The following is a 24,823-nucleotide window of genomic DNA, read 5'->3' as shown; positions in this document are numbered from 1 at the left end:
GTCATCAATGCGAAACTTTTACTGCATTTTTCTGCAATAAAATTACTAATGCAGCGATTTTATCGTTATACCACCAATAATTATTCATTAGTCAGAGAAGGCAAAAATCAATCCAATTCATTCATTAAACTTTAATCGACAGAGGCGAATAGAGCAGGAGGTTATATTGACCTCATAATACTGTCCAAGCTGGAAGTATCATCCCTATAAAAGCACCCAGAATTTCACATTAGTGATTAAATCATCAACTGATAAAACACTCAGGCAATCACTTAATGAAACAAATCAATCGTTAATCTTAAAAAAACGATATTTATGCTGGTATTTCTTCATTCATATCAACCAGAATTTTGACTAACTAAGACGAGAGCATTTCTAGGTCGTACAGCGGGTCACTCAAATACTGAAACGGCCCAATATGGCCAAGTGCTGAATGGTGCCAAGGTTGCTGGCCCTTGCAATCAACCTTCAGAACTCATTCTCGACCTAAAAATCGGTCAAGGAAAGGTGATCGAACTAGAACATCCAGGTTATCTGATGTGATCGCAGCAAGAATTCCCTCACCACTTTCACCAAAAACCTTTAGCAGAGAAGTGTGCAGCCATTTTACGAGAAGGGTGGGCATGTCAGAAGATGGACGACTTACGCCAGACCCCTAACTACTCTTTAGCGCGAAAGGATGCACAATAAATTCCTAGATTATTGACTCGAACAGGAGCCAAACTTTAGCTTTAGGAGTCTATAGGCCAGTAAAGATGGTGCAAATCGTTACAGACAAAGACACGGCTACTGAGCAAGATTGATTTTCTGAGCAAGATCTCATACAGTTCTGAAGAAACTTTCGGCATCAACCGGTGGCCATTCGAAATAGGTGAGGAAGGATAATGACGGAATTGATGACAGACTCTATGGATACGACGATTGCAACCCCCTGTCCAGTCAATTCCTATAATGAATGGGATCCATTAGAAGAAGTGATTGTGGGTCACCTAGAAGGGGCGATCATTCCGCCTTATCACGTGACCGTTACCTACAATATTCCTCCCAGTACCGCCCGGTTATACCGGATTTTCGCGGGACAGAAATATCCAGGCTTCTTGCTCAAAAAAGCCCAGCGGGAATTAGATGAATTTATTCACATCCTAGAATCTGAAGGGGTGGTCGTTCGACGCCCTGAAGTCATTAAAGGAACCAAGCGCTATAAGGCATTAGATTGGTCTTCTAAGGGATTTTGTACTGCCTGTCCTCGCGATGGATTTATGGTGCTGGGAGACGAAATTATTGAAACCCCTATGGCATGGCGGTGCCGCTATTTTGAAACCCATGCCTATCGTCCCCTCTTTAAGAAATATTTTGCCCAGGGAGCCCGTTGGACCTCTGCACCAAAGCCAGAGCTAACGGACGATCTGTTCGATTATTCCTTTAAGCCCCCCGCCAAGGGAGAACCCATTCGGTATGTGATTAATGAGTTTGAACCGGTCTTTGATGCTGCCGATTTTGTCCGCTGTGGTCGCGATTTATTTGTGACCCAAAGCAATGTCACCAACCAAGCCGGGATTACTTGGCTCAGACGCCACTTAGGCGATCGCTATCAAATTCACGAGATTGATAGCTCTTGCCCCACCCCCATGCATATCGACTCTACCTTTATTCCATTGGCTCCAGGAAAGGCTTTGATTAACCCTGAATATATCGATGTAGATAAGCTTCCTAAAGCCCTTAAATCCTGGGATATGCTGGTTCCCCCCGAGCCAGATCCGATCACGGGCGTCCCCTCCATGTGCAGCAAGTGGATTAGCCTAAACGTCTTGATGCTGGATGAGAAGCGGGTGATCGTAGAGGAAGATCAAACTTCACTGATCGCAGCCTTCAAAGATTGGGGATTTGAACCGATTAAATGTCCCTTTATCAACTTTGCTCCCTTTGGGGGTTCCTTCCACTGTGCCACCCTTGATATTCGCAGACGCGGCACCTTGCAGTCCTATTGTTAGGCCAATGCAGTCATTAGCAAAGAAGTATCAATTGGACTGGAAAATTCAGATTCTAGATAGGTTATTAAACCGCTCCCAGTCGATTGAGCTGTTAAGCCCTGAAGCACTGCGTCAAAGGAATGAAACAACGCGCCCGGCTGTTATCAATTGGCTAAAGCATGGGCGCAAACGCAAACTGCCCAAAATTAGCAATCAATGGGTGGTGGGTCGCCATGGCAAGATTCCCATTAGGCTCTATTCCCCTAGCTTGAATCCCCACCTCCCCTGCATTGTTTTCTTCCATGGCGGTGGCTGGGTAACGGGTAATCTGGATACCCATGATGCCTTCTGTCGCCAAATTGCCTATCAAAGTGGGGCTTTAATCCTCTCTGTAGCCTATCGATTAGCACCTAAATTCCCCTATCCCACTCCCTTAGAAGATTGCTATGACGTGACCCAATGGGCAGCCCAAAACGCTGAGGCTTTAGGGGCTGCTCCTCAACAACTGATGGTGATGGGAGATAGTGCTGGGGGAAACCTGGCTGCTGCTGTCTGTCTGATGGCCCGCGATCTGAATGGTCCAACTTTACAGAGACAGATTCTTCTTTATCCTGCCTTGGATGGCACCCTTAACCATCCCTCTATGGATCAGTATGCGGATGCACCGGTATTAACAAAACCTGCCATGGAACACTTCGTTAATCAGTATGCCAAGTTGCCTGCAGATATTCAGTCCCCCTATTTTTCGCCACTCTTAGCTGAGGACTTGAGCCAATTACCACCTGCCCTGATGATCACGGTAGCCTATGATCCCTTACGGGATGAAGGACAAGCCTATGGTCAGCGCTTACAACAGGCCAGTGTTCCCACTCAAATAACGGACTATCCAGGAATGGTCCATGGCTTTCTCAGTTTTCCCCGATTTTGTAGCGGTGCAAAACTAGCCTGGGCTGAAATTACCCAATATCTTCAGGCTGCCGTTTCTCCCAACTGCTCCCCCACAGAGAGCCTTAATCCATTGGCAAAGTCCCCCCCCGACTGACGACGTTTACCTGCCATCTGCAGGGAGCGCAATAACAATAATCCATCACCCGTTTGCACAACTGGACCTTGCTGGGGCGCAATATAAACGATGCTACCGGGGTCAGCGTCTGAAGTTGGCATGACCTGAGTGAGAGCTGCTAACTCTTTTGGTAGAACAGCTGCATAGGCTTCCCCTAGGGGAGCTGTTGCCATGATTTTAAGGCCAGATTCTCGAAATTGAGTCACACAGCTGGGTGAAAATCCTCGCACTTGATTGTGAAGTGCGATCGCAGATCGAGACCAATCTAATGAGAAATCAGATTTCTGAATCAAGGGAGCATAGTTTGCCTGTTCAGGATCTTGAGGCGTAGGCGTAATGGTGTGTTGGTCTAGCTGGTTCAAGGTATCTATCAACAAGTCACCCGACAAATCAGCCAAACGAATCGCCACATCCAGGGTATTTTCCAGCAGGCCAATCTCAATACTTTTGTTCAACAGCATATCGCCGGTATCCATGCCTTCATCCATCAGCATAGTTGTGATACCCGCTAGGGGTTCACCATGATATAGCCCCCACTGAATGGGGGCAGCCCCTCGATATTTGGGAAGCAAGGAGCCATGGCTATTAATACAGCCTAAGCGGGGCATAGCCAAGATTTCAGGGGAGAGAAGTTGGCCATAGGCGACTACAACAAAGGCGTCCGCCCCTTGCGATCGCAACTCTGCCAAAATCCCTTGATCTTTTTTTTATATTGTGAGATTGCCAAATCGGCAATCCTGCTTCCATCGCCACCCCTTTCACAGGGGATGGAGACACTTTGCTGCCTCGGCCGCGCCGTTTATCCGGCTGAGTGACCACCCCTACCACCTCTATATCAGGTGCTTGGAGCAGACGTTCTAAACTGGGAACCGCAAACTGTGGGGTTCCCCAATAAATAAGCTTAATCACACTGCCAATCTTGGCTCTTGCTTACAACTTTGGCATCATACCCCAGCTCAGCAAAGTTCAAGCCCCATTCGATGGATAAACAGCGAAGGAATCTAAACGGTTTTCTCTGTTGCTTCTTCTGAGCCTTTCAACATTTGGCGGAGAGAAACTAACCCTTTTTTGACTTGACGGGAGACCGTCACAGCACTGATACCCAGGACCTCAGCCGTTTCCTTTTGAGTTAAGTCATGGAAAAAGACAAACTCTAATACATCCGAGGTCCGCTTTTCTAACTTAGATAAGGCCTGACGCAACCGAATTTGATCTTCTTGAGCTAACTGAAAACTGTGATAGTGGCGATCGGGCAACAGTTCCCCCAAAGACATGGATTCTTGCTCAGAATTATGCACTGGAGCATCAAGGCTCAAAACAGAGCGATTGCAGGATGCCAGCTTTACTTCTTGCCATTCCTTTTGACAGATATCTAAGGCTGCAGCAACCTCAACATCCGTAGGTTGTCGTTGTAATTCATCTCTCATTTCTCGGGTCACATTAATGGCTTGCCGCTGTAGCTCATGCCATTTTCGAGGGATCCGAACCTGAGGGCTTTTATCCCGCAGATAATGTTGAATTTCTCCTCGGATGTAGGGAACGGCAAAGGAGCTAAAGGCATGTCCCTTAAACGGATCAAATCGTTCGATGGCTCGAATTAAGCCGAGGGAACCCACCTGCATTAAATCATCAAAACTTTCAGTGGAATGACCAACCCATCGATGGGCCTCTCTCCTGACTAAACCCAAATTCATCTGTACGAGGCGATTTCGCAACTCAGTGCATGAAGACTGTTGATACTGCTGCAATAACTCCAAGCTTTCACTTTTAAGATTATTAGTAAGAGTTGCGGTCATGTCAAAAAAATATGAATTTGTCTTTTAGTCCGTTCTAATTAAGGATTCTGAGGAGAAGAAAACTAATTTGAACCTTCCATTAACTTAAGAAGTCAAAGGATAAACGGACATCAGCAAATCCACGGAACTTTACTGAACACTCCTTAACATTCCTTATTTATCTATCATCTCTCTGTGCTTTTGGGCGTATGGAGATCTCGACAAGCCAGTGACAGAGAGTGATTTGAAGAGTGTAGAATCAAAGCCTGACAACTCTTAAACTCAACTAAAATCTCTCTAGTATAGATGGGGTCAGTAAGAATACGCAGTCTCCCCATTCGCTTAATTGAGACATAAAAAAACAGGTGTGTTTTAGCTAAACACACCTGTTTTTTTGAATGTATATTTTAGGTTACAGAATAACCCTAAACGTTATATCTAAGAGATTTTCTTAGTTAACGCGACCATAGAAGATTCCTTGAACTTTCACTTCTAAGGGGTCAATAGCACCTAAGTCACTATCCGAAAACTGCTCGCTTTCAAAGGTGCCACCAAATTCTCCAGTTTCGTTATCAACAGAAGCAACATCCATGGAGATACTACCTTTGGTGAGGTCAAAGCGCTTGGCATTGGCTCGGTTCAGTTTATCAGCATCTGCGGAAGCAGGAAGTGCAACAGCATTGTCGTAACCAGTGGCAACACCCCGGCCTTTAGGATCTAAGAAACCTGAAGTCCGGTAGGAAGGTACTGCATACTCTCCGGAGAAGCTCGTTCCATCGGCGATGGAGCTGCCGGAGGCAGAAGCCAGAAGTTCCTTGACGGTGAACAGCATGGGTACGCGCTCACGGCCAGAAATTTGTACAGTAATGGCTTGGAAGTCCATGCCATCGGTCTCTTTGAAAGTTAGACCGCCGCCATCAGCAGACAAAGGTCCTTCAATCTGCTCAAGGGTGGTTGTTTTCCGAGTCATAACGCTCGCAGGCACGAATTCGGCCTCTTGGCGAGGGTTCTTAGGCTCTTCCTTCACAAAGAAAGAAGTTGGTTGGAAACACAAATCTGTAATGTAGGCAGAGCCTCCGACTGATATGGTGTCACCGGTGCCTGTAGGAAGGGTTGGGCAGCTATCAGCCAGACCAGTGCCTTTTACCTGGTCATAGGTCATAGAGCTGGGTACAACTGCCAAAGCCTTGGCGTTGACTGAGAAAACCCCCAGACAGACCGCTAAAAAAGTAACGATTAAAGTGCGAAATCTCATTGATCACCCTCTAGTATCAAAAGTTATGTTTATTCTTGCCAGATTGCCATCAAGGCACTGATGACCATGTTTGGTAAGACTTTTAGCTTTAGAGCCAACAATAATTTCTATCGGTAATGTCATAAAACGATGACCTTTCACAGAGTCTGCACTTTAGGGAAGTAAGTGCTATGCTCTGGGTGCAAGTGCACCGAAGAAATCGTCTAGGAGAAGGGTAGAACCTTTATAGATTCCACTTGAAAAAAACCACCTATACAATTGATGGGTGGTCTTCTGCGATCGCAGGAAGGATTCCCTCTCTCATAGAGCATTGTACACGGCGTTGACGCTTTTACTATGCTTGGTTTTAGAAATCAGGTGTTTAATCTGCGACAGAGATTGCCAGGATAAGATGGGAATTCGCTATCCTACTGACATATACATTAATGAATGATATCTATTTACTGACGGCAGTCCCTAATTAGATATCTGTGATATTTGATCCCCCCAACCGCTTCAGCCCACAATTCTAGGCCTAGTCCTTACAAAAACCACCATCAGCCCCACTATTTAGAGCTAACACTCCAAATAGTGGGGCTGATGGTGGTTCTGATGTATCAAAGCCCAGTTAGTGAAGCAACTGACTTCAATAGATTTAGGTTTGATACATCCTCAAGCGTATGGGAAAGAGAAGCGACCCTAACCTAGGCAAACGCCACCTCATGGGAAGCAAAATTTGGCTCAGGGGTAGAGGACTGTGGAGTGGTATTCCGCTTGTGGCCACTTGTAGATAATTGTTGCCAAGCTGCCGCCATCGTTGAAGGTAAAACCCCCACGAGCTTAGCCAAAATTTCATTGGGAATCATTTGGATTTCATCTTGATAAAAATGCTGAGATAGCATTTCAAGAACGGCAACAGCCCGTTCTATCGGTAAATCTTTTTCACAAATCAGCTGCATGTGCTCAATATCTTCCATTCTCTTTTGAAACGCATTTTGGCGCTCATCCAACGTTTCAGGAGCACTGAGTTCAACTTTGCCCAAGGGGTGAATAGTGACGCACTGTAGATCAAACATCCCTCCTACAGCCGAACCTGGACCAATATACTCGGCATAATAAGGTTTTTGCAGAATTAATCCTGCTGGGTAGCTTTGGGATAAAGATAATAGTTGTCCGTCTTTCAGCATCTCAATAGGCTGCTTGTTCTCGGAATTGCCGGAATTATCATGTGAATGGATAACTTTCATATGATTAATAAGGTGAAGTGACGATATGAGTGAGACGATGGGACTTGACTATTTCTGAAAACCTGAATGCTGCAGAACAAATGAACAAGATCGGCTCTTTCTCTAAATGCAGTGAGGTATACAGTTTGTCTAAGAAATACGAATCTACTATTAGTATCTTGCTCTAATCCAACAAAAATATCTTCCGTAAGATCACTGGAAAAATACTTCCGTGAATTCACATAAGCCTTTCATAATAGGCTTTACAGAAACCTACTAGTTCTCTTACTCCGTAATCTTGCGGAGAAAAAAACGAACACTTTTCATATCTCAGATAACTTCTTATACATAGGCAAAAGGTAAATATACAACTCCAATCCGTTAATATACCTTTGACTATTTAGGTTTCAAAAAAGAAGGTGCTACGGGAAATACTGAAATTACAAAAAAAATTAAAATATTCTTAACGCTCAATCTAAACTCTTTGCTGGAATTCTCTAGCGTTATGGAATAAGAGGTGATTGAGGCAGCACATATACAATGCCAGAAACGACGGTCAGGCAAACCGAAGCAGCATAAACGCCTAAAGAAATGGGCATCCACACCCCTGACAAGGGTGCAATTAATAAGGAAACAGCAACAATCTGCAGAACGGTTTTAGCTTTGCCCCACCCATTAGCTCCTGAAATTTGGATTTGCTGAACACGCCACCCAGCAATGGTTAACTCCCGAGTCAGAATAATCACCACACTCCAGGCGGGGATCTGGCCTAGTTCGACTAGTGCAATCAGGGGACCCAAAATCAGTAATTTATCTACGAGGGGATCTAGGAATTTCCCAAGATCTGTCACTTGATCTAATTTACGAGCTAGATAACCATCTAGCCAATCAGTGCCAGCAGCCACAATGAATATGGCTAAACAAATCCAGCGAGCGGTAGGGGAAGAAGCCACAATATCGCCCTGTAAGCCATAAAGCAGAAAAGGTAGGGCAAATAAGCGGGAAATCGTGATCCAAGTGGCTAGCGTCATAGGTCGTTAAAAACGGATGCGATATTCGAGAATGCCAACAGCTTCTCCATCAGTACTGATAGCACTTCGAACCCGCAATTGCTCATTAATGTCGTAACTTGCATTAAATAAGGTCGCTTCATCCAATCCCGTTAAGATTTGCAGGGCTGATACTGAGAAACGATCCGTCACGTCGTAACCTAGTTCTGCACCAAATGCCAACACGGACTGATCTTGGTCATCATTAGGGATTAAAACTGGAAACACACGAAAACTAGCTCGTGTTCCAAGTGCATCTGCGAATAACCCTTCAAAACCGGTTAGAAACGCTGAGCTAGCTAAATTTACTAAGGCTAATTCTGTATTTCCATCTTCTAAATTATTTGTGACACTCCCTCCTAACAAGGCCAGAATTTCACCTTCTGATCGGCTGGGCGTACTGGAAAGTTTCACCACTTGATTAAAGTTATTGACTAGCTCACTGGCACGCCCTTCTACCGTAGCCCGGACTCGCACGGATTCAATCGCCCCAATTCGACCTGCGGGTAAGTCTTCAAACTCGTTCAATTCCGTGGCCCGTCCTCCCGCGATATCTGTGGCAGTCGTCACCATGCCAATGCTGAGAAAAGGATCCAATCCCAAACTCGGATCGAATTCGGCAAAATTATCTTGGCGAGAATCAATCCGAAAACGACTGGTAAATAGATTCACAGATCCCTGACGGAATCGAATTTTACCGGCAGGGCGAGGGGCATTAATAGAGCCGTTGACGGTTACATTACCGGCAGCGACAAAACTAAGCAAGGGGGGCTGAGTGACCCGAACATTATTATTGAGCTGAACTTGAAGGTTATTAAATTCCAGGGGGGTGGTTTGTCCAAATTGTCCTGGAGCACTGGAGGAAGCAACATTCACATCAGCCAAAATGACCTGACCATTCGTCAAGGCCATCACTCCTCCCAATTGAGGGGCTAACAGCGAGCCGGAAATATTCAGATCACCATCAATTTGACCTTTATATAGTCCTTTGACATTGAGCTTGAGGGCTTTGAGGGCTAGTTGCAGGGAATCAGAAGAAGGAGATGCCTCGGACACAAATAGGGGGAGACTCCCCGAAGCCTCTAGTTTGCCCTGGCTATAGAGTCCGTTCAGACGTTTAATCCGCAAATGATTGCGATCGAATTGAATGATTCCAGTAACATTTGTGAGGGGTTCAAATAATAGATCAGACCCTAAGGTTGCCTGGTTGAGCTGGATACTCCCCTGCATGGAAGGTTGGGTTAGGGTACCCGTTATATTGAGATCGATTTCTCCCTGACCCTCTACCCAATTGAGCTGATCCGTAAACAGATTAATCAGAGACAGGCCATCATCCTTCACTTTCAGAGACACTTCCAGGGCATCGCTATCCGGTCCCACCGCAGTCAAGGGTAATTGATAAGGGATATTCCCTGTAAACCTGAATGGAAGGGTATCTGAGCCACCTTCAAAGGTCAATCGTCCTCGATTATAGGCAAAGGTCGACCGAGCTTGATTGAGGGCAAGGGTATTCACCATGGCCTCATCCCATTTCAGCTCGCCCTGAAGCTGAGGATTGGCTAAAGTACCGGCAAGGCTAGCAGAACCATTGACAGTGCCAGCCACCTCAAAGGGCAAATCGAGGAATTGATTCAGTCCTTGCAAAGGCAGATTCTTCAGAGTTAACTGGCCAGATTGCTGCTGAAGGCCAATCGTTCCTTGAAACTGGGCTTCCTGTTTCCCTGTTGTCACCCGCAAAGGTCGGAGCTGCAGGCTGCCATCTGCATATTGCCCCTGAGCAGTCATGAGATCAATGGCATAGTCCCCCCACTTTAAAGCCTGAGTCTTTAGGGCAAAGCGAGTATCTAGTCCCGATTGTAAAGAGCCTGAAAACTGCAGGCGGCCTGCAAGCTTACCTGATAACTCAGCTAAATCGGGAAATAGGGGGTCTGGGGGAGCTTGGGCTTGCTGCTGCGTAGTTAAAGCATCTAACTCAGACAGACGTCGAAGCTGCATGAGTAAAGACCCTTGGGCTGAACCTACGGGAAGCGTTTCGACATCTTCGGCTTTCCCTTGGGACTGACCCTGAGATACCGATGGATTGAGGTTGAGGGATGTTGCCGCAGCGACGAGATCGGCAATTTCAGATTGGCGAATGTTGAGTGTCCCTGAAAATTTGGGATTGATGCCAGGTACAACGTTGGCTTGGAACTGATATAAGTTGTTGCGATCGCGCAATTCACCTTGTTGCAACCGAATGGTATCGCTGGTGAGTTGAAACCTACCTAAAAATTGATCTCCGACTAACTTGCCAATGGCAGGGCGTTTCACCGTAAGAGTTCCAGCACCTACATAGGTTGTAGGGTTAAGAGAAAACTCACCAGAAGAGAGACCCGAAAGCGGTCCGAGATTATCAACAGGTTGCCAGTTTAAGGCAGCGAGGGGAACATCCTGGAAATCGAGATTGAGCCTACCCTGTTCAGTTTTACCGATCGCCCAGGCTTGATCACGACGAATATCAAAGGATGTGGGCAATTGATTGGAATTTAATGCGAGATTGATGCGATCACGCTGTCCTGATACCCGCAAATCTAACTTGGCTTGTTGCCCATATTGCATTTTGCCTTTGAGCGTGTTTTCAAAGGGAACCCCTCCTACCAAGAGGTTGTTAATTTGTACCGTAGAGTCTAGGTAGGGATCCTCGATAGTGCCTGTGAGTTGACCGACTAGGTTAGCCCGCCCCGCCATTTTGACTTGTGTGGGGCCAAAGGGAGGAAATAATCCTAAATCGTACCCTTGAGAACGAACCGCGAGATTGAGGGTGGTGAGCTGAGGACCTTGAGGCGAATCAAATTCCAGTCCCACTTGACCTTGGGACCAAAAACCTGGGGCAGTGGCTTGATCCACCAAGATCTGCTGTCCATCCCATTGAATTTGGGCTGCAATCGGGTCATAGACAATGGCAATTCCATCAGAGAAGCGAGCCTTTCCCTGGGCTCTGACTGTGTTGACACTAAAACCATCGAAGGGACCCGTAATGTTGAGTTGCCCAGTCATAAGTCCCCGTGTGTCAGGGGAGTAAGCCTTCAGGGCCACGCCGGGGGTCATCGTTGTTACGTTAACCTGATTATCTTTAATCTGGCCTTGGGTCCGTAGTTCCCCCCCAGGGACCTGAGTGACAATCCGCCTGAGTTGAGCAATGCTTTGGTGAATAAGAATATTCCCTCGGGTCGGGAATTGTCCCTTCAGGGCCTGAAAATCTACATTAGTGCGTATATTCTCTGGGGGGCCAAATATCTTAATTTGACCTTGGAGGGGCCCCAAGGGAAAACCGGGATCGGCTTGGTAGAACTGTGCGATCGCATTCCCGGGAATCTCGCTAGCTTCCAACTGGGTTAACAACTGTCCACCGGGCTGAACATCAAAGCGAGCTATCCCTCGGAACCGTCCCCCTACAATTGTTTCGGCCTCGATATTCTCCATTTTTAGCAGGGCATCAGCCAATTGAAATTTAGCCGTGAGCTGCTTAAACGGCACCCGATCAACCTTAGGTTGCTTTGCTAATTGAACTGAACCCGAGAAAATCGGCTGATCAATGGCACCATCAAATCGAAGATTATCTCCCTTAAACTTGCCCGTAACGGGAAAGGGTAAACCTGTGACTTGGAGGGTTTCTAGCATGGGTTGAGCGGCAACCCACTCCGTTTTCCCCACCAAACGATATCCGCGATCTGGATCAATCCAGCCGGTAGCCTGCATGGGGATTTGCCCATAGTCTCCCTGAAGTCCTTCTAGACGAACGGCAATGCCCTTAAAGCGCAGATACCCTTTCACCCGCCGAAAAGGTTGAGGGACATTAACTATCCCCATCTCAACCCGTTTTAAGAGGGCAGTCCCTTGGACATCGGGACGCTGTTTTGGGCGGAGATTGACTCGGATGCTGGCACTCACTTGACCCGAATCAACAGTCATGGGGAGTTGATAGGCTTGGTCAAACAGAGGCGCTGGCAGATTCTGAAGCTGCAGCCGCATGTTGGACTGTTGCTCTAAAAAAGAGGCCACGCCCCTAGCTTGCAGACGGCCACTTTGCCCCATTCGCCCTTTAAGATCAAAGCGAAATCGCTGTTTTAGACCCAGGAAATCAACTTTGCCCTGGAGCTGGGATAAGCGGCGAGGTTGTTGACGCTGATTATCTAGAAGTAAATCTTCGGGGACATCTGCCCTTGCGCCCTCTACAAAGGCCTCGCCTTTCAGTTCAACCGGACGCTGAATGGGCACTTCGATGCGGACATCGGTGCGAATGTTATTGGCTTGGACGCGAATGGCTTGCTTGGGAATCCAAATATCCCCTTGGAATAAGGTGGCATCAGAATGAATGGTTAAAGGCTGTTGGGGACGCACTTTAACCTGAAATTGCCCATTTAATTGTCCTTTGTTGATTTCAAAAGGGAGCTTTGGTAGCAAGCCCATCAAGGGGGCAGCAACGAGATCCTCCGCTTTGGCATTGACTTCTAGCTGCTGCTGTTGGGATTGCCAAGCCCCTTTCATCGAGAGTGTACCGCCTGAGTCCACCTGGCTTGTGGTATTGAAGTATAGGGTTTCAGGGTTCGAGAAATTGAGGGTGCCGTTGAGCTGGCTTAATTGTCGAGTCTCGATTTTGGCAGGATCAATCTGAGCTGTTCCTTGCTGCACCCGCAGCTGATTCAGTTTGACTTTTATCCAAGCCTTCGAAGGGCCAGAGCGAAGTCGAGTGGCAATCCATTCCCCATCCTGGGTCTGATCAAGGTACAGATGGGGTTTGATCAGTGTTGCATCTAGATGCAGCTTGCGACTCCATAAGATTGGCAACAGATTGAACCGGATATCTACGGCTTCCATTTTTGCGGAGTCGGCATCTTCCTTCGCACAACCCTGCTGGGGCGAACAAGCAGGAATCTCTGAAGGTCCAAAACGAATATGGGTGAGGGAGTAATTTTGAACATCTCCAATCTTGACCGGGCGATTTAAGGTTTTACTCAGTTCTTTTGCAACAAGGGGAGTTAAGTCTTCATCAATAAATCGCAGCACCCACCAACTCACACCTGAGATCGCAGCCAGTAGCAACCCAACTACAATGAGCAGAAAGTGAAGACGAATAAAGTGTCGATGGGGAGGAGATGGACGAGAAGCTTGCCCAGGAGGGGAAGATTGGGGCATGACATCCCTCAGAGGGGTACCGTTGACAAATAAGGAGTGGGCCCTTTAACTCAAAATCTGAATCAATGCACTGTAACCTTATTACAGAAGGCTTTCTTAGGGGTTAGTTCCTCAACAACATATAACGCACAGCAGAATTAAACTGATTTGAACAAAGTGACCTTCTTCAGATATTCTGTCCCCCGAGCAAGATTGAGCATGACACACCATGGGGTAGCCTTATAATCATTGTCCAGACAAAAAACGATTATAGAGGTAAATGCTATTCTTGTTCAGCACCCTCTAGTGGTCGATCAAAGGTCTATCTAATTTCAACTCAGGATCATGCGCGTATTTGTTTTGTTATTTAATGCTGGAACTGAGAACGAGGGCATTCACTCCTTACAAAAGCAGGTTTCCACCGATGAAGGCAGTTATACACAAGATGTAGTACTGGCTTTTGAAGAGGAAGACGACGCCACTCGCTTTGCCTTAATGCTGGAAGCTCAAGATTTTCCAGCAGCCACGGTGGAGGGATTTGATCAAGAAGAGATTGAGGCATTTTGCGACAGTGCGGGCTTAGAACTGGAATTAATTCCCGAGGGCTCCCTTGCTGTGCCGCCAGAGGCTAATGTCGACAAAACAGACTGGCAAGCCGATCAGTCTGATGCTGATCAACCGGATGCCGATGTCAATAACTTAGATCAAATTCGTCGTCGTTTAGAGAATCTGCTGGATTAACCCGTTATATTTCGCAAGGGTTTCCATGCTGGGTTACTTTCTGGTTATTGTCATTATTGTTTTGGGCGGTGCGATCGCAACTTTGGGCGATCGGATTGGTTCGAAGGTGGGCAAAGCGCGCCTGAGTCTATTCAACCTCCGTCCCAAAAATACTGCCATTGTCATTACGATCATGACGGGTGCGGTGATTTCTGCCCTCACCTTGGGGATTGTTTTTGCCTTTAGCCAGCAGTTTCGGGATGCCCTTTTTCGGTTTGATGACATCCAGAAACGGAGTCGTATTGTCCAGAAGGAACTGGCTGAGACCCAGGCTGAGAAGGACTCCATTGAGGTCGATCTCGCTCGATCCCGAACTAGCCTCAGTCGGACCCGGCAACGCTTGAAGACGGCCAATCGTTCTTTGGTAAAAGCGATTGCCCGAGAAAAGCGGATCGAGCGCCAACTCAAACAAACCCAACGCCGGTTTCTCCAGTCCAAACGGGAGATTGCGAAGTTCGCCGGACAAGCAAAGCAGTTGCGATCGCAAATTCAATCCCTTCGCACAGAACAAAACAACCTTCGAGTTCAGCGCAACCAATCTGAGGCTCGACTCAAACAAGTGAATGTTCAAAAAAGGCAACTCGAAACCGCGATTACTGAAGCCCAAACGCGACTAAGCCAAGTCGAAATTCAAAAGCAGGAATTAACCACAACCATTACGAAAGGGCGTAAAGAGCTTCTAGCAGCCAATCAACAACGTCAACAGCTACAACAAGACGTTCAGGCCCTGGAAGTCAATCGAGACCGCCTAGAGAAAAATGTCGAATTTTTACTGTTGGGGTTACGTCGAGGCACCATTGCCATTCGAACAGGGCAAGTCTTGGCCTCAGCGGTGATTCAAGACATCAATTCCAAAACCGATGCCTTACAAGCTATCAACACGTTGCTGACGCAGGCTCGTCAAAGTGCGATTTCCTTGTCCAACCTAGAAGACCTTCCAAATGGGCAGCAGGTTGTGCAAATGCGCCAGTCCGATGTTGAGCGGTTAGCCATTCGGATCGGGGATGGGAAATCTTATGTGGTCAAAATTCTAGCGGCTGCCAGTTATTTACAAGGAGAACGAGCCATCTTTGTCGTTCCTCAACTGGCTGCGAATCGAGTCATTTACCAAGCCGATACTAGAATCGCCCGAATTGCCGTCCAGCCAGCTCAGATGAGTGATGAGCAACTCCTACTTCAAATTGAGCAGTTATTAAGAGTCGTCAATCGGCAAGCTATCGTTGCAGGCTTCTTACCGGATCCCTTGACGGGTACCGTTGGTACTTTTCGACAGGTTGATCTATTCCGATTCATTTTGGCATTGAAAGATCGGAACGATCAAGGCCCTGTCGAGATTATTGCCATTACCCCTAAAACAGTACTTACCGCAGGCCCACTGGCCATTGAGCTCATCGCCATCAAAGACCAACAAATCATTCTCAGAAGTAACTCACCTGATCCGTCGTAAACCAGGCCTAACCCGTCAAGTTACTGATGGCATCTTGAGTCACTGCGGCGATGGCTTGATCGGTCGCTTTTGGCAAGTGATAGTAGTTCCCACCTGCATTTTGGGCCAGCTCTTTTGCAAACCCAGTGGAAATAAACTTGTTCTCGGTATCGATCACCAACAATTTCAAATTCAAGGCTCGAATGCGGCCTGCAATTTCTAATAGTTCAGCCTTAATATCGGGTTTCTCCCCATCTACAGGAGGTTCACCCAAGGATGTGGTCAAGGGAATATTACCTCGACCATCCGTAATCGCAACCAATACAACCTGGCCAATGTCTCCAGAAGAGAGGGCATTCATACCCACCCGAACCGCTTGGGTAAGGCCGTGGGCTAAAGGCGATCCACCGCCACAGGGCAAGGTATCCAAACGACGGCGGGCTGCTTCGATAGAGCGAGTAGGAGGCAGGAGAACATCAGCCCGTTCTCCTCTAAAGGGAATCAGAGAAACCTGATCTCGGTTTTGATAAGCTTCTGTTAATAAGCGCATCACGGCCCCTTTTGCCGACTGCATCCGGTTAAGGGCCATAGAACCTGAAGCATCCACCACAAACACGACCAATGCCCCTGCTTTACGGGCCAATCGTTTGGTACGGACATCAGACTGTTCGACAATTACTCGTCGATTCGGATGGCGCAACCGTCGCGCCTTTTGGTAGGGAGCCGCCGCTCTCAGCGTGGCGTCAACAGCAATCCGTTTAACGCCTCCCTTGGGCAACATGGGTTTGACATAGCGTCCCCGATCTTCCGAGAAGACAATACTCCGGCTGCCCGATTTTCCTTGTCGGCTAGCATTTTGGGCAAAAAACAAGACTTGGGGGTCAAGAACAACACCATCCGGATCGAATACAAATTCTTCAGGAATATTGGGGGGGGGGCTCCTCCGGTTCGGGTGGATCTTCCTCGTTCTGATCATCCTCTTCTTCCTCCTCCTGATCCGACTGATCGGAATTATCTTGCTGAGGGGGGCGGTGGAGGTGGGGGGTTGAGGTTGCTCAGGAGGTGGGGCGTCAATAACGGTTGCCCGAGGTACAATCACTAATTCAACGGCACGCCGTAAATCTTCCGCAGTGACTTCTGAACGACCGTTAAGAGCCGCATGGGCCTTAGCAACACGAACGGCAAATAATTCGGCTCGATGCCCCTGTACTCCGCCCCTGAGGGCTTCATCTACAAGATAGACAATCTGGGAGTGCTGGATTTGAACATCCTTTAGCCATTCCCGCGCCAGCAAGATCTGAGTTTTTAGATCATCGGTTTCATCCGCATACTGCTCTAAAAACTCCTGGGGAGAATTGGCATAGGCAGTAGCCTGCTCAACCGCCTGGACTCGCATGTCAAGACCTAAAACCTGATCTGCAGAGAGGGATATGGCAATACGGTCCAGCAGGTGTTCTCGCAGGGGGCCTTCTTCGGGATTGTAAGTGGCAATAAAAATGGTAGAGCAGGGATGTTGGAAGCTAAGCCCCTCTCGCTCAATTTGGTTCCGACCTTCCGTCAAACTGGTCAGTAACAAATTAGAGATCTGGTCATCGAGGAGGTTAATTTCGTCTACATATAAAACACCTCGATTGGCTTCAGCTAAGAGTCCGGGTTGAAAAACCGTTTCTCCTCGCCTCACAGATTGGCTAACATCAACGGACCCTATTAACCGATCTTCAGTCACTCCCAAAGGCACCTGAATAAATGGGGTCGGAATAATTTCTGTTTCGGGTTGAGGTTGACCATCCACTATCGGGATGTCCCCAGCTTCTAGACTGGCCAACAGATCATCATCCCAAGCAGAAGTATCCTCTGGATCGCCTTGGCAAATAGAGTCTTTGACCACTTCAATGGGCGGCAGGAGGGAATGAACTGCTCGAGCCATGACCGATTTTGCTGTTCCCCGCCGACCCGCAATAACGACCCCACCTAAGGTTGGATCAATAGCCGTGAGTAACAATGCCAATTTAATCGCTTCTTGGCCCACCACCGCGGTGAGGGGAAAGGTGGTTATTTTTCTGGGAGGTACAGCAACTGGCATAGAAGATTTCATTGGCGTTCAGACCTTCAGAATACCAAGATCCATGCCTCAAAGGTGTTGCTCCCAGATTTTGTCATCAATGTTGGCTCATCTCAAATGGTGATAGAGCCTAGAGACGTAGCGGCAACCACCGAACGATGCCAACCATCATTAGCGTCATTGCCAGTTGAGCAGAAGGAGGAGCTAAGACAAAACTGCACATGCTACTCAAGAGACCTGCACAACTAGCCGCTACAGCATGGACTTCTTCAGTTCTTCTCAGTTTGATGGCGAGAGTGATACAGACAAAAGCTATCGCCAGAAAGAAACCGCTAAACATTTACACACCCTTAATCAAATGATGTTGTTCTGGACGTTATAGACAGCAAGTATTGATTATAATCAATCTATCTTAATTTAATCATTTGAATTAGTCTATCATAAATGAGCTAAGTATTTTTGCTTATTCATTATGATTCTCTATCAGTTGTATTCAATTTCTTAAATAGCTATCTCGACTAGAGTGGCTCCTAGAGCAGATACTATTTTTCGGGATGAGACCTTATTTTTAGGTGTGTTTACGGAAGCATCCAGGTCTTGGTCTAGGTTTAAGAATTAGGACTTCAGCTGATGCCAAACTCAGGTTGTTTATGAGTTTTAGAGAGATGGGTAATAACGTAGTTAATCCCTAGGGCCAAGACTGTTTCAAGTTGACCAGCTGTAATTCAAAAGCACTGGAAACCTTTGAGCAGAAGCGTCTTGAGAAATATTAGGTTCACAAGAATCTTGGTTTCAGATTGGCTTGCAGGAACTTGGAATCATTCTGAATTCAACCCCAAAAACTTCATTAAGCCCAGGAGAGAGCTAGCCTAAAGATGTTTTTGATTGATTTCATTAGACTCTGGGGATGCACTTTTAGGAAACTCAGTTTTTTTTGAAGGTGATATAAAAAGCCTGCTCAATCTAGTTCCACACAGTCACTTTCTTGGGATCTTGAAACTCAGAAAAATTAATCAACAGTTCCACTTCATTGATAGGGTTACCAAGTTCATAGATCGAATTCTTAGTCGTAACATAAACATGACCTTTTTCTGAAAAATATCCTGTAACACTTGAGGTGTTAATCTTGACGCCTTGAGGATACTGCTCATGATTATGAATACGACCTTTGATGATGACTCTCCCGTTTTTACATAAACCTGACCATGACTCAATGACTGGAACTCCTTTAAAATCGTACTTTGTAACCTTTCTAGCCTCAGAGGAATTATCCAGAAAAAAACCAGTGATGTCGTCAACGGTAACCATGGAAATTAAAGGGGAAGAGACAATGGGACAACAACGGGATGTATGAGTTGTGTATAACTTAATTGTATTGCCCTTGTTTTATGACCACCTTCAGTAATATCCCTGATCTTTTTGAGAAGTTTATCCTTACTATCCAGATATTGATTTTTTTTGAATACAATAGTCCCTATTAGTATTCCCATGATTCATTTGAGGCTAGGTGTACTTATCCATCCTCAAAATCATTTTTTTCATTAAATTAGTAAAAAATTAAAACTGTACAATCCAGCCAAATTAATAGACTGAATTAGCGACCTGTATAAAGCAGACTTTATTACTCTCAGGGCTGGTGGTTTGATCCACCTTGGCGATGACAGTGTAGCAATGTTTTTCTCCTGCAGATCCTTGCATTTCAGTTACGTTCTGAATATCCGAGCCGGTGTAAATTTGGGATTTCTGAGCAGTTGAGGGGACTTCTTGATTCACCTCAAAGGTTACGCCAGTCAAAGTACCAGACCACTGCCAGTTCAATTCGATCTGATTGGTACCAGGTTGTTGAGTCGCAGTTAGAACTGGGATGGGCTGGCTATTGATGGGTTGGCTAGAGATTGTTCGGGAGGTTGCCCTACTACTCAATTGATGAATTTCTACATCAGAGATTTTACTCCGCATCATTAAATCAACTTGACTGCCCTTTACACAGGCCTGAAACCCCCCTTGGCCCATCATTACACCGGGTGCAAGGCAAGTAGGGGTGGTATCGATTTGCTCTGCGATCGCATCCACTAAGGTATCGCTAGCAACGGGATTACTACAGGGGTCGATACTGCCATCACTTCTGGGAACACGACCGTACCGTTGAATCGAGTTAGGTGCAAGCCAATCTTGGGTACTAGGGCGGATGTCATACACCACCTGATCATAGGTAGCGGGTTGAGGTGGAGGAGAACCCGCATTGGGGCCACCGACAGGGCAAATAGCTGGAACTTGAGAGGTGATGGGAATTTCTAAGTACAGAACGGGGTTACTCCAGTCCGAAGCCTTCAACCCTGCACTGGTCAGCATGCTAGACATAGAAGAGGCATCGGTTGCCTTGATCATTTGAGATTGGTTAATGCGTTTGGCCATCCTAATTTCATTACTAATGAAATCAAACGCTCGACTTAAGTCATGACGTCTAGCCGCAATCGCTTCAGTGCGGTTATTGGCTCGGGTCGCCGCAATCACCCCAAATCCTGCGACACTAACCACTAAACTGGTGATGACAGCTGCAACCAACAGTTCCACGAGAGTAAAGCCATTGCAAGAAGTTGAGGTCTCTTGAGGTGAGTGCTGATTCAAGCTTTTCCTTGAATAGTGCTTCATTGCTCCTCCCAATTCTCGGCAGAGCAACGACCTGAATCGGTAATCGAAGTAGGTCTGATATCTCCTTTATAGGTACCAATACGAGTTAGACCTAGGGTGTTGGAAATGGCAATACAGTGTTTAGTGGCCTTGGTATCACTGGGGTTGTAAAAGATAATTTTGCCGCTAGGGTCAGTTGGCGTTTGTTGAGAACTAACAATTGCAAATTCAGGATTACCTAATACCCCATATTTGATAGGAATGCTGGTTGATATCCCTTGACTTGGGGACGAATCATTCCCATCATCATCATCATCGTCATCTTTGTCTTTATTTTTGTCTTTGCAGGTTCCTAAACCTAATCCTTTCTCGGTATTACCTTTACATTTAGCGATCACCTGGACCACCATACCTGCTTTAGGCGCGTTGGCTCTATCTTCAGGAAGCGGAACCATAGCAATCTGGGAAACAGTTTCGCCATCACTCAGACCTAGAGAGGGTTGCACATCTGAGCCAATCAGAATGGGTTGTCCCTCATCAGTTGCAGAGCTGGAACTCGGGTCAGTTAGATTTGTGGCAATGGCGACATCAGCCTCCAGGGTGCGATCGCCCGTTTTGAGACAAGGTCCTGTAATTTTTCCTTCCACAAAATTGAGGGTTAGGGTGCAAACTTTGTTGCCTTTAATGGCTTCTCGTTGGGTTTCATTCAGGGCAGTGCGAACCGCAGCCATGGTTTGTTTAACCTTGGCCCGATTCATGGTAGCCATAATACTTGGGGCTGAGGCCGCGGCAGCAATGCCGACAATAGCAACAATCACCATCTTCTCCGCCAGGGTAAACCCCGCTTCTGAAGGAAAAGGTCTAGATTTAATGGGTCGATTGAATCGGAACATGGTAAGTCACAGCAGAATAATGAAACAGGAGAAATCTGTTTTCTCCTTTGGAAGTAAGGAGCTAACCCATTGAGTACACCTCTCCTTAACCCGCAAGCATTGCTAGAGATTGAACTCAATAAAAAGCGCTAAAGTATTTTCGTCACAACCTCACCCGTTGCCACTGCAAAACCCCACCAAATCTATAACGGGCAGGCCAGTCAATATATTTCAGCAAATCCATCAGGCTTGTCACATCTTCAGGAACTACAATTCCCGATTTTTCCCCTGATTTTGTAGTTGTGTCGTAATCTTGGCCACTATGATCAAAATATTCGACATCACGATGGATTGCCTCATTTTTTGAACTGAGAATTGCTTCTATCCATAGGACCCCTTCTATATTGGTATTCTGACCTCCTGGACATCCTGGGCCGTCGGTCAGCAACCTTAATTCGTCATAGGGAAACCACAAAAAGACATTTTGAATACAGGTTTGGTCATAGAGGTTAATTCGGTCATTTCCCCTGGCAATGATTCGTAAATCACCGACACGAGGAGGTTGCCCATCAGTACGCACATTCAGAATTTTTGCTGTGTCTCGAAGGGTGATTCCGTACTTGTACACACCATCATTGGCGAATTCAAGTTGCACAGGTCCATGAGTTGTATCTACCGTTAATGTTTCATCCCCGCTGAGATCGATTCGATCGACAGTAAAGTAAGTTCGACTTTTACCAGCAACACCTGCCAGGGTTGTGCTGTCATCGATTGTCCCTAGATCTGTTCCCATTTCTCCGATAGGGATATTCGGCGTCAACATGCAGGCAAAAATCTTCCCTTGGACGGTATCTTCACTGACTCCATCAAGGGTGGAAGACCAAATTGCATTTAGATAATTGCTGCGATTCAGATCTCCGGGGCCTGCGCTCTCAGTTAATGAAGGATCTGCCGAAGTAGAAGGGCGGAAATAGACATTCCCATTACTGCCTTGAATGTCTCGACCTCTTAAAGCTAATACCCCTGCTAAAGACGTAGATTTAGGATTTCCCCTGGGCTCAGCTAAGACAATACCGGGAAAGTCTTGTACATCTGATTTAACCGCAATTGAGATTTGAACCCCAGTTGTTTTCCCATCTTTGCTGGCTTCGACAAATAGAGTTCCTTTCTGTTTCTGGGGATTAAACCGGTAGGCTCTAACGGTGTAGGTACCTGTTTTTCCCATTGCCCCTGTTTTGGCAAAGGTGGGACTACCCCAATTTTTTTGCTGGTGACAGGGTTGATTACTCGGGTCGTAGGTTGCCCATTCATCAATAGCACTGGCTTCTTCATCCCCATTATTAAACATGCCGTCGGGGCCAAGATAAGTTTTTCCCGTTTTGGGATTAATCGTATCGAAATTGCGATTCAGCAGTACGGCATTATTGGGGGCTGCTAGTTGAGCTAAGGACCGGGCCATTCCTCCTTCTGCAATGGCTAAACTGGCCCCGGCCTGTTTGCGGTTAAATGCGGAAGTGCGATCGCTTTGGGCAACCATGATTGTCGACATGCCCAAGATGACCATCACAAAACCCAAGCCTAGGGCTAGGGGCAAAGCAAACCCCTGCTCAGAAGAACTTCCCAGGCATTTAGGATCCAGATAATTTTGCCGCCCTATTCGAAACAGAGACGCAGAAAATTTTTTGCTCATTATCTTACCCGCTGCCCAAGATTGGTAAAAGGGATGAAAAAGTAACTGTAATTTGAATAGCTACGCCAACCGTTGAGCATAAATAGATCAGAAAGGGTTAAATGCCAATGGGGAACATGGGCAGGACAGTGTTACAGGACAACACTGTTCATATCCTGGCTTTCCTGACCTATGACTGGCGACAGAGATAATACGGAATTCACTCTCAGAAATAAATATTGCTGCTGAGGGAATTCCGTAGTTCTGATGAGAAGTGCTGTTAGGTAGGTCTCGGGTTTTGCTACACACCTAGATTGGGGGTGAGCCTTACAACCTCACCCGCTGCCATTGCAAAACACCACCAAATCGATAGCGCACAGGATAATCAACATATTTCAGCATGTCAATTAAACTGCTAACATCTTCAGGCACTGCAATGCCAGAAGTAGTGCTAGGGATAATAACGGTATCGAAGGGTTCTCCTACCCTGTCAAGGAAATTGATATCTCGATTGCTAGGTGCATTCTTCGCACTAAACAGTCCTTCTGCCCACACGACACCTTCGATATTCGTATTTTGACCACTCGGACAACCCGGACCAGACGTCAGTAACTGAACCTCATCCCAGAAAGACCAAATAAATGCACTTTGGATACAAGTTTGGTCATACAACAAAACCGTATCCTCCCCACCCCTCAAATGCATTCGTAGATCGCCAACACGAGGGGGTTGACCATCCGTGCGGATATTGAGGATTTTGGCTGAATTCCTTAGCCGAATGGATTGTCCTGGAGCACTATCTTCCACAAAATTCAACACGACTGGGCCGTTGGTGGTGTCAACGGTCAACACATCAGTTCCCGTCAGATCGATTTGCTCAATCTGATAAAAGGTCGGCGCATTGCCAACCCCGTTTAGCGTTTGACTGGTCGTGATAGTTCCCAAATCGCTGCCCTGTATTCCGTTAGGAATGATAGGCGTCAACAAACAAGCAAACAGCGTCCCTGAGACAGTATCCCCCGTTGCTCCATCAGATCCTGCGGAAGAAAATACTGCATTGAGGTAGGCGGCTCGGTCCACATCTCCCGGTGCTGAACTCGCAGTTAAGGATGGATCCGTTGAACCGTTGGGGTAGTAGTAGATATTACCTTTACTGCCAAGAATTTGTCGGCCTCGCAATGCCAAAACACCAACATCTCTAGAATCGTCAGCATTCGGATCGTGTAGCAATAATCCAGGAAAATCATCTAGATCAGGTTGTACAGCAATCGTGATATGAATCCCGGTGGTTTTGCCATCCTTACTTGCTTCAACAAATAGGGTGCCTTTTCGCTGTTGAGGATTAAATCGATATGCTCTGACCGTATAGGATCCTGTTGTTCCCATGGCTCCCGTCAGGGCAAAGTTGGGGCTACCCCACGCTTTTTGTTGATGGCAAGGGGCACTACTCGGGTCATAGCCCATCCATTCATCAATGGCACTCGCTTCTTCATCTCCACTATTGAAAATACCATCGGGCCCCAGGTAGGTTGTTCCCGTTTTGGGATTAATCGTATCGTAATTACGATTCAGCAATACGGCGTTATTAGGAGCGGTTAATTGCGCTAAGGAACGGGCCATTCCTCCTTCAGCAATGGCTAAACTGGCCCCGGCTTGTTTGCGGTTAAATGCAGAGATGCGATCGCTTTGGGCAATCATCATCGTCGACAACCCCAAAACAACCATCACAAAGCCCAACCCCAAGGCAAGGGGTAAGGCAAATCCCAGTTCAGACGATCGAGAATATTGTGAATTTACTGTCGAGGATGTAGGTTTTAGAAAATGTTGAAGCCATGAATGCAGGAAAGGTACTGGATGTTGTCTGTTCTTCATTCCACCTCATTTCCAAAAGCTACAGGAACGCCGACTTGAG

General features: G+C 46.7%; 16 protein-coding genes and 1 pseudogene. 4 read left to right on the top strand and 13 right to left on the bottom strand.

The window, feature by feature from the left end; translation table 11 throughout:
- Window positions 1-884: 884 nt before the first annotated feature.
- Both HRE53_RS03885 and HRE53_RS03880 read left to right on the top strand, forming a co-directional pair.
- Entirely contained in the window at window positions 885-1,991 is a 1,107-nt protein-coding gene (locus HRE53_RS03885) for an amidinotransferase (RefSeq protein WP_235109142.1), read from the top strand.
- A 4-nt stretch (window positions 1,992-1,995) separates the two neighbouring features.
- A complete protein-coding gene (locus HRE53_RS03880; RefSeq protein WP_235109141.1) occupies window positions 1,996-3,012 on the top strand; it encodes an alpha/beta hydrolase in 1,017 nt (338 codons plus the stop codon).
- On the opposite strand, the pseudogene fmt reads toward HRE53_RS03880, so the two are convergent.
- The 6 genes and pseudogenes from fmt to HRE53_RS03850 form a co-directional block, all read right to left on the bottom strand.
- Window positions 2,940-3,939, bottom strand: a pseudogene (fmt, locus tag HRE53_RS03875) (methionyl-tRNA formyltransferase). The gene HRE53_RS03880 and the pseudogene fmt sit on opposite strands and share 73 nt — an antisense overlap.
- Window positions 3,940-4,034: 95 nt before the next feature.
- Window positions 4,035-4,829 carry an RNA polymerase sigma factor SigF gene (locus tag HRE53_RS03870; RefSeq protein ID WP_212662299.1) on the bottom strand — a complete coding sequence of 265 codons (795 nt, stop codon included), beginning with the start codon at window positions 4,827-4,829 and terminating at the stop codon, window positions 4,035-4,037.
- 430 nt (window positions 4,830-5,259) lie between these two features.
- Window positions 5,260-6,063: a photosystem II manganese-stabilizing polypeptide gene (locus HRE53_RS03865; RefSeq protein ID WP_235109140.1), complete on the bottom strand. Its 804-nt coding sequence runs from the start codon at window positions 6,061-6,063 to the stop codon at window positions 5,260-5,262.
- Window positions 6,064-6,746: 683 nt separating this feature from the next.
- Entirely contained in the window at window positions 6,747-7,229 is a 483-nt protein-coding gene (locus HRE53_RS03860) for a hypothetical protein (protein WP_212662297.1), read from the bottom strand.
- Between the two features lie 542 nt (window positions 7,230-7,771).
- Complete coding sequence (pgsA, locus tag HRE53_RS03855) at window positions 7,772-8,299, bottom strand: CDP-diacylglycerol--glycerol-3-phosphate 3-phosphatidyltransferase (RefSeq protein WP_235109139.1); 528 nt, start codon at window positions 8,297-8,299, stop codon at window positions 7,772-7,774.
- 6 nt (window positions 8,300-8,305) lie between these two features.
- Window positions 8,306-13,492 carry a translocation/assembly module TamB domain-containing protein gene (locus tag HRE53_RS03850; RefSeq protein WP_235109138.1) on the bottom strand — a complete coding sequence of 1,729 codons (5,187 nt, stop codon included), beginning with the start codon at window positions 13,490-13,492 and terminating at the stop codon, window positions 8,306-8,308.
- Between the two features lie 324 nt (window positions 13,493-13,816).
- On the opposite strand from HRE53_RS03850, the gene HRE53_RS03845 reads away from it, so the two are divergent.
- On the top strand, window positions 13,817-14,212 hold the full coding sequence (locus HRE53_RS03845) for a DUF3110 domain-containing protein (protein ID WP_212662294.1): 396 nt from the start codon (window positions 13,817-13,819) through the stop codon (window positions 14,210-14,212).
- A gap of 25 nt (window positions 14,213-14,237) precedes the next feature.
- Window positions 14,238-15,698 (top strand): DUF3084 domain-containing protein, encoded by a 1,461-nt coding sequence (locus HRE53_RS03840; protein ID WP_212662293.1) that lies wholly within the window; start codon window positions 14,238-14,240, stop codon window positions 15,696-15,698.
- A gap of 7 nt (window positions 15,699-15,705) precedes the next feature.
- Here HRE53_RS03840 and bchD read toward each other — a convergent pair whose 3' ends face one another.
- The 7 genes from bchD to HRE53_RS03805 all read right to left on the bottom strand — a co-directional run bounded on the left by bchD (window position 15,706) and on the right by HRE53_RS03805 (window position 24,783).
- The gene (gene bchD / locus HRE53_RS03835; RefSeq protein ID WP_235109137.1) at window positions 15,706-17,772 is read right to left on the bottom strand and encodes a magnesium chelatase ATPase subunit D; all 2,067 of its coding nucleotides are present in this window, start codon (window positions 17,770-17,772) and stop codon (window positions 15,706-15,708) included.
- A gap of 97 nt (window positions 17,773-17,869) precedes the next feature.
- Window positions 17,870-18,079, bottom strand: coding sequence for a hypothetical protein (locus HRE53_RS03830; protein WP_212662292.1), 210 nt, complete (start codon window positions 18,077-18,079; stop codon window positions 17,870-17,872).
- Window positions 18,080-18,702: 623 nt separating this feature from the next.
- Window positions 18,703-19,047, bottom strand: coding sequence for a hypothetical protein (locus HRE53_RS03825; protein WP_235109136.1), 345 nt, complete (start codon window positions 19,045-19,047; stop codon window positions 18,703-18,705).
- Between the two features lie 273 nt (window positions 19,048-19,320).
- Entirely contained in the window at window positions 19,321-20,391 is a 1,071-nt protein-coding gene (locus HRE53_RS03820) for a type II secretion system protein J (RefSeq protein ID WP_235109135.1), read from the bottom strand.
- Window positions 20,388-21,263 (bottom strand): type II secretion system protein, encoded by an 876-nt coding sequence (locus HRE53_RS03815; protein ID WP_235109134.1) that lies wholly within the window; start codon window positions 21,261-21,263, stop codon window positions 20,388-20,390. The genes HRE53_RS03820 and HRE53_RS03815 overlap by 4 nt, the downstream gene beginning before the upstream one ends.
- Before the next feature lie 142 nt (window positions 21,264-21,405).
- Window positions 21,406-22,932, bottom strand: a complete 1,527-nt coding sequence (locus tag HRE53_RS03810; protein WP_235109133.1) for a hypothetical protein — start codon at window positions 22,930-22,932, stop codon at window positions 21,406-21,408.
- A gap of 306 nt (window positions 22,933-23,238) precedes the next feature.
- Window positions 23,239-24,783 (bottom strand): hypothetical protein, encoded by a 1,545-nt coding sequence (locus HRE53_RS03805; protein ID WP_212662288.1) that lies wholly within the window; start codon window positions 24,781-24,783, stop codon window positions 23,239-23,241.
- Window positions 24,784-24,823 lie beyond the last annotated feature (40 nt).

It is taken from the genome of Acaryochloris sp. 'Moss Beach', assembly GCF_021497025.1.
Classification (GTDB): domain Bacteria; phylum Cyanobacteriota; class Cyanobacteriia; order Thermosynechococcales; family Thermosynechococcaceae; genus Acaryochloris; species Acaryochloris marina_A.
The sequence above is the reverse complement of the archived record's forward strand: the minus strand, read 5'-3'. Positions and strand labels throughout refer to the sequence as shown.